We start from the raw sequence: 12,424 nt of genomic DNA on the forward strand, positions 1-12,424 counted from the left end.
GGTATTAATCAAGCGCATAATTTAAAAATGCCTCTACCGTCACATTAAAGCTAGTAGGCTGTTCTAAATAAGGCAAGTGCCCACTATTTTTCAACTCAACGAAAGTCACGTTTCTCAGGTGTTTTTCAAATTCTCTCACATACTTTTCCGGAACAAAATAATCATTCTCTCCTCGTATTATTAATGCAGGACATGCAATGTTAGAGAGGTATGGTCTTTGATCGTAATCAACTAATTCAGCAAATAACCTTTGAATATGAATCGGATGAATCGTTTGTAGGGATTGATGAAATCCTCGGACAATTGCATCATTATCTTCTACTCCCATTGCTCTCAATAACGTATCAGCCCAAGTTTTCCCTTTATCCTGCAAGCTAAGTAGATCATATACTTCAAGTCGTTCTTTACGATCTGCCGGTTCTAAATAGGGAAATGCATTTACAACAATTAAGCTAGAAACAAAACGTGGATATTGAATAGCAAAATCGATACCCACTCTAGCTCCTTTTGAAAGACCACAAATTGTTACTGATTTTAGCTTTAAATGATTACATAACTCATATAAAACATTTGAATATTCTTTAAAACTAATTTCCATCCCTTCGGATTTCCCATGTCCAGGTAAATCGAGTGAGATTACGGTCCATGTCTTCTTGAAGTATTTTCTTTGATATAACCAATTATTCGAATTTCCTCCAAGACCGTGTAAAAACAATATGACAGGACCCGATCCTTCTATATTGTAAAAAATCTTTCGATTCTTATATTCAAAATACATATTCATCACCTTCAGATGTAGCATCACATATTTTTATCTTTGAATGAATATATCCAAAACGGTTCTCTTTCTAACCACTCAACTGTTTCTGGAACACCATCTTCATACTCTCTTTTCAGTTCCGTTACCTTAGTCGCAAATTGTGATGCATGTGCTTGCAATGCCTCGAGCTTTTTTGGAACATATTCTTTTACTTCATTTTTAAAACTTGGAGGTCCTATTTCTGCTTCATGATTATTTGAAAAAGCTACAGCATAAAATGTTGGCCTTTTATTTTCTGGAATATTAGCTAACGCCCCGGCTACCGCTTCTCCTGTTGCATCATGATCTGGATGCACTGCATATCCCGGATAAAAAGAAATGACTAACGAAGGATTCAATTCTTCCACATATTTTTGTATTACACTTCTTAATTCTCCAGGAGTTTCAAATTCAAGCGTTTTATCACGATATCCCATCATACATAAATCTTTAATCCCTAAAATATTAGTAGCGCTCTTTAGTTCTTTCTCTCTTATAGCATATAAGGATTCACGTGTTGCAAAAGGAGGATTTCCCATCGCTCTCCCCATTTCACCTAACGTTAAGCAAACATAGGTAAGAGGGACTTTCTGCTCAGTATAAGCCAAAATTGTTCCAGCCACGCAATACGACTCATCATCCGGATGCGGGAAAACAACTAAAACGTGGCGCTCATTTTTCATCAATATATTAACTCCTTCATCATATACAAACTTTATAAAATAACGACCGCATACCAAGTAACTCCTACAAGAAGCACTAAAAGAAGAATGATATAGATAGCGGATAAGTTTTTCACATTCCTCTTTGTAGACTTACCGTAATTCTCCTCTGCATTTCGTGCGACTAGTACGGTCCCAAACAGTGATACAACTACAATAATAACAACTAGTGAAATCGCAAAACTCATTGTCTTCCACCTCGCTAAGGCCAGTCTATTTTAAAGCATGAATAAAATACTACCTTTCTTCTCTTATCATAATAGAAGTTTATAAAAAACGGACCAACCACTTTTGTGTTTTTTTGCTCATCCACTTTAAAAATAAAAAGCAACTGCTCACTTAGGACCAGTTGCTTTTTTACAAGGCTACTTATATTCATTTTCAATTAAAATTAATCCGATTTAAAAGTTTAGTCTTTTCATAATGAAACATTGATTGAGATAGCTCGAAAATTGTTCCATTTACAAGATAAACTGTATTTTCAATAAGAAGCGCTGGATCACCTTCATTTAGTTCTAAAAGCTTTGCATTTTCTTTATTTATTTTTTCACAACTAATAACTTTATCGGCAAAGCCAATATTTAATCGTAAATCCTCAATGAAATAACTGTATACAGAACTTAATGCTATTTCTTCATTCAAATATGGGATGATATCTTTTTTGAAATAACTTACTTCAATAGAGAATGGCTTACCATCTACAATTCTTAAGCGCTTCAAAAAATATAGCCTAGTTCCAATCTCACATTGCATCCGTTCTACTATCTCTTCATTTGCCTCTATTACTTCAATCTCTAGCACTTTCGTTTCAATATTTTGTGAAACGAGATTTTTCGTTAATCCACGTAAACTTCCTAAATTAATGTAATCTGTTACAGAAGTTTCACGTAAAAACATACCACTACCTTGCACTTGAAAAATATAACCTCTATTCACAAGTTGACTAATTACTTTACGTATCGTATTACGGCTTACTTCAAATCGATTCATCAACGCTTCTTCTGTAGGTAATTTTTTCGTTTCATTAAAAAGCCCATCTCGAATGTTTTGCTCTAACACATCTGCAATTTGTTTATACTTTGCACTCATACACTTTCTCCTAAAATACTCTTTTATCTGTTATAACTCTTCTCCTCTCGTTTCGATCACATGTTTATACCAATGAAAAGAAAGTTTCTTCTTACGTTTTAAGTTATCATTATGATCGACAAAAATAAAGCCATATTGCTTTTTATATCCATTTAACCAACTTAACAAATCAATAACTGACCATGCATAATAACCTTTTAAATTAATTCCCTCTTGAATTGCACGCTTCATTACTTTTAAATGCTCTTCAATAAATTTAATTCGCGGAACATCTACAATTTCTCCGTCAATGATTGGATCTTCATCACCAAGTCCATTTTCCGTTACATACATCTTTATGTCACCGTAACGCGCTTTCAACATATGCAATCCATCTAAGAAACCTTCGGGAGATATTTCCCAACCCCATTTGGTATATGTTTTATCATCCATTTTTACTGTTCGATAAAAACCATCAAAAGAAGGATTACCTGGAGCAAGTGTTGAGTTTTCTCGAGAATGCTCCTCGCTCTTTATATCCATATCATATCTTTTTACTCGTATTGGCTGATAATAATTCAAGCCGATAAAATCATTTTTTTCGGCATTTTGTTTAATGATTTCTAATTCTTCAACCGTCCAATTAGGAGTCCACCCATTTTCCTTTAATTGTTGTACAACATAAGACGGATACTCACCTTTTAAAACTGGATCGTAGTACCAATACGTTTCATATTCATTCGCATGAGTTGCTGCTAGTATATTTTCTTTTTGATCATCCACGCTATAAGCAGGTAAGAAAACATGTGTAATCCCAATCTCCCCATACTGTTTCAGCTGCTTGTACACCGCAACTGTTTTCGCATGCGCATAAAATACATAATGAGTCGCTTGAAAATACTTTGGAACATCATTTTGTATTCCTGGTGGATGTGCACCTTTTAAATAGCCTAATCCACAAAACATTACTGTTTCATTGAAAGTAATCCAATGTTTCACTCTATCACCAAATGCCTTAAAGCAAATTTCTGCATACTTTACAAAAGCCTCTGCTGTTCGTTTATTCGTCCACCCACCATCTTTTTCTAACGGTAATGGTAGATCCCAATGATATAAAGTGGCAAACGGTACAATCCCGTACTTTAAACATTCATCAATTAAATTGTTATAAAATTCAATTCCTTTTTCATTTACCTCTCCATCTCCAGTCGGCAATATTCTCGCCCAAGAAATCGAAAAACGATACGATTCCAATCCCATCTCAGCCATTAAACGAACATCTTCCTTGTATCGATGATAATGATCAACCGCTACATCACCATTTGTTCCATCGTATGTTTTGCCAGGAATTTTTGAAAACTCATCCCAATTCGTAACACCTTTTCCATCCTCATTCCATGCACCTTCTACTTGATAAGAAGCTGAAGCAGCTCCGAATAAAAAATCATGTGGAAACTTCATAGTATATACCTCCATTTCATTAGAATAAATCAAATTCATTATCACATATAAAATTTATAGGTACAAATCTAAAAATTTATCATATAATAAGTTTCTGCTTTTCACTATACTTAAACATAGCATTCACACCATAAAAAAAAAGAACCTATGAAGGTCCTTTTTCACATTGTGCAACGCAGCACTATATTAAGTATCTTAAAGTTTATACTAATGATAAATGTTAACAGACTTATTCTTCAATAATGAATTGTGAAATTAGCATTTCTAAATTTTCGACTTTCTTTTTCATTTCATTAGATTTCGTCGTTATTTCTTGAATCAATGTGGCTTGTGCTTGAATTGATTGTACCGTTCGATTCGTTTCTTGTGCGACTTGTGTTGCAGTTTCAGAAACTATTGATAAAGAGGCATTCACTTCTTCTGTCCCAGCAGACATTTCTTCTGTGGCAGCAGACACTTCTTGAATTTGGGACGTTATTCTATTAATATCTTGCATAATAGATGAAAATGCGAGTTCTGCCTTATGTGCTGCTTCTTTACCACCGCTAGCCTGTTGTTGACCTTTTTTCATTACATGAACTGTATCCTGTGTATCTTGATGTATAAAACGTATTAAATTATTTATATCATTTACAGATGTTTTAGATTTCTCAGCCAGACCTCTTACTTCAGCTGCAACTACTGCAAATCCTTTTCCATTTTCTCCGGCGCGTGCTGCCTCAATTGCTGCATTTAAGGCAAGTAAATTCGTTTGTTCCGCAATATTAGTAATAATATCTAGTGCTTCTTCAATTTGTTGTGTACGCGTAACAAGTCTATCAATGACCTTAGAAGTTTCTTCGACAACTTCATTCACACTATTCATTTGACGAATAGATTGTTTTATAACTTCACTACCAGAATTTGCTTGATCTATTGTTGCAACAGCAACTTCCGCAACCATCGCTGAAGATTCAGCTACTGTTTGAACTCCAGTTGCAATTTCTTCCATCGAAGTTGAACTTTCTTGAATACTAGTCACTTGTCCCTCTATTTCTTTATTTACTTCAGAAGTAGTTCGAACAACCTCGTTTGATATATGTGCTGCCGTTTTTGTCTCTTGTAGCATATTTTCAGTTGAAATAATCACTTCTTTCGCTGTAACCTTCACCTGACCGACTAATTGTTGCAAGTTATCTAACATACTATTAAAGGATTGTACAATACGGCCTAATTCGTTCTCTGATTTATAAGAAGTTCGAATTGTTAAATCTCCAGCAGATACTCGTTCCATATCTTTTTGTAATAATACAATTGGTTTTTTTATAACATTTTTTATTATAAAACCAATAAAAATGATTATTATGATTCCAACAAATGAAATAATTACAAATGTTATTATTGTATTTTTCACACTATTAATATTCTCTTTTTGTAGTTGTTCAGCCGCGGTATTATTATATAAAATAAGTTCACGAATAGACTGAATTGTTTTTCTCATATTAGGTTCAATTTCTTTTAAATAATAGCTATACGCTTCTTCATTATTAGTCAATCCCAAGTCCTGTGCTTTCTTCATTTGTATTCTTAAATCTTTGAATTGACTTTGAAATGCATTATACAAGTCCTTTTCTTTATGAGAACTAATTCTAGTTTCAAATTGTTTTAATAACTCATCACTTTCTTTCCTAGTCTTATCTATTTCAGATATTAGTTCTTTCATTCTTTTTTCATCTTTCGATATCATAATCTCCATAAAATTCATATTAGCATGGTAAAAATTTGATTCTACACTTCCTATCCATTGAATTGGTAATAGCCTTTCGTCATACATACTAGAAGATGTATTTTCACCTTTTTGAAGCCCTAAAAATCCCAGTGAAGATAACATGATACAAGCCAAACTCGATATAATGACTAACACATTTAATTTCGTTCCAATTTTACTATTTTTAATAAAAGACAATAAATTCATCTCATCTATATATTATGTTTATATGTTTTATATTACAATAATTATCGACATTTATCGACATTTATTTCAAATCAATCTTATAAACACATTAAATTATTATATAAACTATATAAATCTATTCAAAGAACTTTGATTCTCATCGTATCAAATACTAAAAAGTCTTATAGGAATTCCACAAGACTTTTAATAGAGTTACATTGTTTTTATGAAATTATGGTAAAAATTAAAGTGACTTATTAGTTCTTATAACTTCTTGATAGAGAATCGGGGACCACTTATCACTAACATAATCTTGGATAACCCAACCAACTCTTTTTGGATCCTCTTGTTTAATATATGCCGCAATTTCGGGATTTATATAAGAGGCATAATAATATGGACTATTCCATGCTGTACCACCAGAAGACAAGCTTGTAAAATTAATATATAGATGATTAACATCTTCACTATTGTTAATCGTCTCATTTATTGTATCTTTAATAGCGTTTACTTTCTCATCATAACTCACTTTATATTGATCTTGTACTGTTACATTTACATTTTGATTTATAGTTGAGGTAAACGTCTCATTGTCTGGCCAATAGAAATTATTATATCCCCCAGATTCATTACTACCACTATATCTTTTTAGTAATACAATTTTCCCACGAGCATCTCCAAGCTTTATATTCCCTTCTGTTTTTAAAAAGATTGGATCACGAAAATAATTTTTCTCAAATGTACTACTAAATGAGTTTTCCGCCCCTTTCATATCCTCATACTCTTTTTTTAAAGACATAATAATCGTTTCACTTGGATTATCTTTTAAAAATTGTTTCGCTTCATTTATAAATTCATGCAATGTTACATAAAGATATAATGGCCCATGATGAAGAACTATCGTATTATCATCTGTTAAACGCCCTCTAATATCAAAAATTCTAGATCCGTGATCCATTTGGTAACGAAAATTATATTCTTGCGTCATTCCCCATACTTGCTTTATCGGATTTTGCAACTTGAACGTTCCACTATCATGTGTTCCTGGAATTGAAATTCGTGCTAACGGTACGTTATCGGGTATAGGTTGCATCCATTTTGACCAATTTTCAAGTTCATTAATAGAGCTAGCTGCAACTACTTGCTTATCATTTAAAGCAAATACAAATGTACTAAATATAGTACTACATATGAATAATTTCAAAAAAAATTTCTTATTGCTCATTATTATTCCTCTCTTTTTCTGTTTTTATATCAAACTTATTGAATGTAATATAGGGTAGTTAATAAAAAAACATTCACATATTCTCAATGTATTAGGAAAATTTAAAGTCCCTTTCTACTAGATAAATTATAGTAATCAACAACATAAACTTCAATGGGCTTTCATATGCAATATTTCATATTTGGGTCCTACATGATATAAATAAAAAACTTATGATGATTATTTATTCCATACGTGCTAATATACTTATATTAAAATATAAATACGTACCTTATATACTCTGAACTACATTATTCAATAGCTAAAACTTAATTTTTTATTAGGAGGATTTACAATGAAATTATTAAAAATAAAACATATAATTCCTTTATCTGCAGTAGCACTTACATTCGTATGTAATCAAAGTACAGCTGAAGCTTCCACCATACATACAGTAAAAAAGAATGATACACTTTGGGGCATCAGTAAGCAATATGGCGTTTCCATACAGGCCATTAAACAAGCGAATAATAAAGGAAACGATCAAGCTTTTATTGGAGAACAGTTACATATTCCAGAATCTATGAAATCAAATGAGGTTACAGTTCATCAAAACGAAAAAACTACGAACACTTCTGGACAAATTATTTACCAAGTACAACCGGGAGATTCATTAGAAACGATAGCAAAGCGCTACAACGTAACCGTTCAATCTATAAAACAAATTAACAACACAGTCGGTAACAAGCTTTATACAGGACAACATTTGAAAATTAATTCCAGTATTTCCGAAAAAGAAAAAGACTTAATGGCACGCTTAGTTACCGCGGAGGCAGGTGGCGAATCATATAAAGGAAAAGTAGCTGTAGCAAAAGTTATCCTAAATCGAGTAAATGCAAAAGGATTTCCAAATACAATAACAGGTGTTATTTATGAACCTATTAAACGCGGATATGCATTTACTCCTGTTACCGATGGTAGAATTAATCAGCCTGCAAGCGCTGAAGCAAAAATGGCTGTAGAAGAGGCTATCTCCACAAGTGGAATACATTCTGATTGGCTTTATTTCTACAACCCAAAAACATCAACAGACAAATGGATTACGACACGTCAAACAGTAGCAGTAATCGGTAACCACGTCTTCGCTAAATAAAACTATAATTCCCTTCAAATTTATACACTTAACAACTATTTCAAATGATTAACAGACCTCTTTACTTAAAAGGTCTGTTCTTTTTATATTTAAGCTTTTTATTAACCATATGATAAAATGATTGTTTAAAAGTATCTCTCTTTTCAAATAAAAAACTGTTGTATCTCATTCATCATTTAGAGTAATTGAGAAAGTATCAAATCCACAACTATGACTTTATTAATAAAAGCTATTTCTTAACTTCATAAAAGTGTTATACACTAAGAAAATAAAAAACAAACTATTCGTTAGCAGGTGAAAGAATATGTATGATGTTACAATTATCGGAGCTGGAGTGAGTAGCATTTTTATGGCTTATTCACTAGCTAAAAATAATAAAAAGGTTTTAATTCTTGATAAAGGTAAAGCGCTAGAAGATCGCCATTGTCCTTTAGACCAAGGAAAAGTGTGTAATTGTACTACATGTGATAAATATTTCGGGTTTGGTGGTTTAGGAAAATCTGAAGGGAAATTTAATTATACAAACGGATTTGGCGGAGAACTTGAGCAAAAAGTCGGTAAAGAAGGCTTTTTACAACTTATGGCTGAAGTAGATGAGATTCTATGTCAGTTCGGAGGAAATTCTGTTTCAAAATATTCTACAGAAAATCCAACCCTTAATAAGAGAGCTGAAACGTGTGGTTTACAAATGCTCACAACAGAAGTAAGGCATCTTGGCACTACACTTTCAAGTAATATTTTTCAGCAGCTCTACGAATTTTTACTTACGAAAATAAATATCCGATTCCATATAGATGTAGAACATATCATAAGGCAGAAAGATCATTTTAAAATAGATACCAATCAAGGAATAGTTCAATCTAAGCAACTCGTATTTGCAACAGGACGTTCCGGGGCGGATTGGTTAAAAGAAATGTGCACTTCTCTAAATATTTCTCAAGAGCAAACTCGTGTAGATTTAGGTATTAGAGTAGAGATGAAAGAACACCAATTACGTTCTATATTAAAAAATACATTTGAGACGAAACTTTCTTATGAGCATGAACTTTTCACGGCTACTACTTACTGTATGAATCCAAAAGGACGCATTATTCGAAAGTACGAAGACGGCTTGATTATGCCTGACGGTCAAAATTTCCGAGAGCAAGAAACTGGCACTTCTAACTTAAATTTCACTTTATTTATCCCGCGCTATTTTCCAACTCTCAAAGAAGCAAATGTATACGCAAGTTCAATTATTAAAAACATTAACCAAGGACGAGATCGGATTGTTATACAGCGTTTAGAGGACTTAATAAAGAAACAACCTACAGCGGAGAACAACATGAAACATAATCGTATACAGCCTACACTACACGGAGATTATGGAGACTTGAATAAAGAAATTCCTTCACTATATATTGAAGGACTCAAAAAATTTTTATTACGTTTAGAACAATTTATCCAAGAACCTATCGATCAAGATACTTTATTATATGGAATTGATGGCAAGTTCTACGCTCCTACAATAAAAATCAATAACCATTTTGAAACAAGTATGAATGGGCTATTTTTAATTGGAGATTGTTCAGGCGTCACTCATTCATTATCTCAAGCAGCTGCAAGTGGCCTGTATGTTGGAAAATACTTGTCTGACATTTAATTGCTATAATTTAGATACCAATCAAACATTTTGAGTTTCACCAGTACTTTATTATGTAGTAATAGCATGAATGAAATCCTTCCCGTGCTACTGATTAACCCACAAAGAATCGGGATTTTACAAGATACATATTTAATATAACCATGTATGTAAAACTATTGACATTCAATTCTAACAAATTGAATGTCAATAGTTTTACAAGTCTCTATTCATTTTCACTTTTATTTGTTCGATATTTTGTAACATCGCCGTAGTGTTTAATATGTTAGGATGTCTATAAGTATTTTTTACTACAACTATGACTTTTTCTGCTCCGTTTCTAAAAAAATTGGATTTATGTTACTTCGCTTTAAAATTCTCCATTATATGTATATGAATACTTCAAATTATTACCTTTAGGAAAATATAATCTAAATGGTTCACCACACTCTAATAGTTATAAAAATATAATATATAACATTGGTTAAATAATCCATATAAAGAAGGTGTAAAAATGAAGAATAAAATAAATTTACAAATGCAAAATATAAGCTTTGTTATAATAATTGCTTTAGCAGTATGGTTAAAAACATACCTTATTACGCGATTCAGTTTTGATTTAAAAATTGAGTCTTCTACACAAGAACTTATTTTGTTTATTAGCCCTCTCGCTGCATCGTTAGCATTTGTTGGATTAGCATTATTTGCAACTGGTGAAAAGAGAAATTATATAGCGCTATGTATTAATGTCTTATTAACTATAGTTCTCGTTGGAAATGTAATGTTCTATGATTTTTATAGTGATTTTGTTACGTTGCCAGTACTTGGACAAACATCTAACTTTACACAGTTAGGCGGCAGTATTATAGAAATATTGAACTACAAAATTATACTCGCATTCGTAGACATTATTTTCTTCTTTATTTTATTAAAAAAGAAAGCAATAGTCTTTAAAACAGAACGTGTAACTCATTCTGCACGCTTATTATATTTTCTTTTAACAATTGGTGTATTTTTTGCAAATCTACAGCTTGCAGAAAAAGAACGACCTGAATTATTAACGAGATCCTTCGACCGCGTAATGCTTGTAAAAAATTTAGGACTATACACTCATCAAGTATATGATTTAACACTACAAGTAAAAGCTGGATCCCAAAAGGCACTTGCAGATAGTAGTAAATTACAAGAAACTGAAAACTACGTAAAATCAAACCAAAGTGAACCAAATCCTAATATGTTTGGTGCAGCGAAAGGAAAAAACGTAATTGTCGTTACTCTTGAATCTTTGCAAACCTTTTTAATAGGTGCATCAGTTAACGGTCAAGAAGTTACGCCATTCTTAAATGAATTCATAAATGAAAGCTATTATTTCGATAACTTTTTCCACCAAACTGGTCAAGGAAAAACATCGGATTCTGAATTTCTAATAGATACATCGTTGTATCCATTAAATCGAGGTGCTGTATTCTTCACGCACGGTAACAACGATTATACTGCGACTCCAGAAATTTTACGTCAGCAAGGCTATTTCACTTCTGTATTCCATGCGAATAACGCAACATTCTGGAATCGTAATATTATGTACTCCGCTCTTGGTTATGATCGTTACTATAATGAACTTGATTACAAAATTACGCCCGAAACAAATTTAAATTGGGGATTAAAAGATATCGAATACTTTGATCAATCAGTAGATATATTAAAAACTGTTGATCAACCATTTTACGCTCGTTTCCTTACTTTAACAAACCATTATCCATTTACGTATGATGAAGATACAAAATTCATTGAACCATACAACTCTGGTAATGGCGTATTTGATCGTTACATCGTAACAGCACGTTACTTAGACGAATCAATTAAAAAATTTATTGAGCGTTTGAAAGCCGAGGGAATGTATGATGATTCTATTATTGTGTTATACGGTGATCATTACGGCATTTCTGAAAAACATAATCGCGCAATGGCACAGTTTTTAGAAAAAGATCAAATAACAGAATTTGATACTTTAAATTTACAACGCACACCTTTATATATTCATATCCCTGGCCAAACAGAAGGTCAAACTATTTCAAAGCCTACGGGACAAATCGATATGAAACCTACTATTCTAAATTTATTAGGGATTGATACTACTAACGATATCCGTTTTGGCCATGATATGTTTTCAGATGAATATACCGGTTTTGTTGTTTTACGTGATGGTAGCTTTATTACAGACAAGTATGCATATACAAATCATACTTTTTATAATCGAGAAACAGGTGAGGTTGTAGATTTACCAAAAAAAGAAGCTCAAGAAATGATTAACCGTGCACAAAATGAATTACGAATGTCTGACAAAATTATTGAAGGCGATTTATTACGTTTCTCAGAAAGTAATAAAATTAAAACTGGAGAAGTAAAAACTAAAATTAAAGAAACTGAAAAATAATCTATATGGCAAAGGAGCAACTTATTAAA

General features: G+C 32.3%; 10 protein-coding genes. 3 read left to right on the forward strand and 7 right to left on the reverse strand.

From position 1 onward, the window contains the following. Positions 1-4 precede the first annotated feature (4 nt). The 7 genes from I6L50_RS24580 to I6L50_RS24610 form a co-directional block, all read right to left on the reverse strand. Positions 5-802: an alpha/beta fold hydrolase gene (locus tag I6L50_RS24580; protein WP_219303745.1), complete on the reverse strand. Its 798-nt coding sequence runs from the start codon at positions 800-802 to the stop codon at positions 5-7. Next, entirely contained in the window at positions 802-1,482 is a 681-nt protein-coding gene (bshB2, locus tag I6L50_RS24585; protein WP_219303746.1) for a bacillithiol biosynthesis deacetylase BshB2, read from the reverse strand. Before bshB2 ends, I6L50_RS24580 begins: the two co-directional genes overlap by 1 nt. Positions 1,483-1,514: 32 nt before the next feature. Next, entirely contained in the window at positions 1,515-1,709 is a 195-nt protein-coding gene (locus I6L50_RS24590; RefSeq protein WP_219303390.1) for a hypothetical protein, read from the reverse strand. A gap of 193 nt (positions 1,710-1,902) precedes the next feature. Continuing rightward, a complete protein-coding gene (locus tag I6L50_RS24595) occupies positions 1,903-2,610 on the reverse strand; it encodes a GntR family transcriptional regulator (protein ID WP_002033710.1) in 708 nt (235 codons plus the stop codon). A gap of 30 nt (positions 2,611-2,640) precedes the next feature. Further along, positions 2,641-4,050, reverse strand: coding sequence for a glycoside hydrolase family 1 protein (locus tag I6L50_RS24600; RefSeq protein WP_219303391.1), 1,410 nt, complete (start codon positions 4,048-4,050; stop codon positions 2,641-2,643). 229 nt (positions 4,051-4,279) lie between these two features. Then, positions 4,280-6,004, reverse strand: coding sequence for a methyl-accepting chemotaxis protein (locus I6L50_RS24605; protein ID WP_374108408.1), 1,725 nt, complete (start codon positions 6,002-6,004; stop codon positions 4,280-4,282). 223 nt (positions 6,005-6,227) lie between these two features. Next, on the reverse strand, positions 6,228-7,208 hold the full coding sequence (locus I6L50_RS24610) for a phosphatidylinositol-specific phospholipase C (protein WP_219303393.1): 981 nt from the start codon (positions 7,206-7,208) through the stop codon (positions 6,228-6,230). Between the two features lie 334 nt (positions 7,209-7,542). Between I6L50_RS24610 and I6L50_RS24615 the strand changes: the two genes are divergently transcribed. The 3 genes from I6L50_RS24615 (at position 7,543) to I6L50_RS24625 (ending at position 12,395) form a co-directional block, all read left to right on the forward strand. After that, complete coding sequence (locus I6L50_RS24615; RefSeq protein ID WP_219303394.1) at positions 7,543-8,340, forward strand: cell wall hydrolase; 798 nt, start codon at positions 7,543-7,545, stop codon at positions 8,338-8,340. A gap of 304 nt (positions 8,341-8,644) precedes the next feature. Further along, on the forward strand, positions 8,645-9,982 hold the full coding sequence (locus tag I6L50_RS24620) for an NAD(P)/FAD-dependent oxidoreductase (protein ID WP_219303395.1): 1,338 nt from the start codon (positions 8,645-8,647) through the stop codon (positions 9,980-9,982). Positions 9,983-10,475: 493 nt separating this feature from the next. Continuing rightward, positions 10,476-12,395, forward strand: coding sequence for an LTA synthase family protein (locus I6L50_RS24625; protein ID WP_219303396.1), 1,920 nt, complete (start codon positions 10,476-10,478; stop codon positions 12,393-12,395). Positions 12,396-12,424 lie beyond the last annotated feature (29 nt).

The sequence above is a fragment of the Bacillus sp. FDAARGOS_1420 genome (assembly GCF_019344915.1).
Classification (GTDB): Bacteria; Bacillota; Bacilli; order Bacillales; family Bacillaceae_G; genus Bacillus_A; species Bacillus_A mycoides.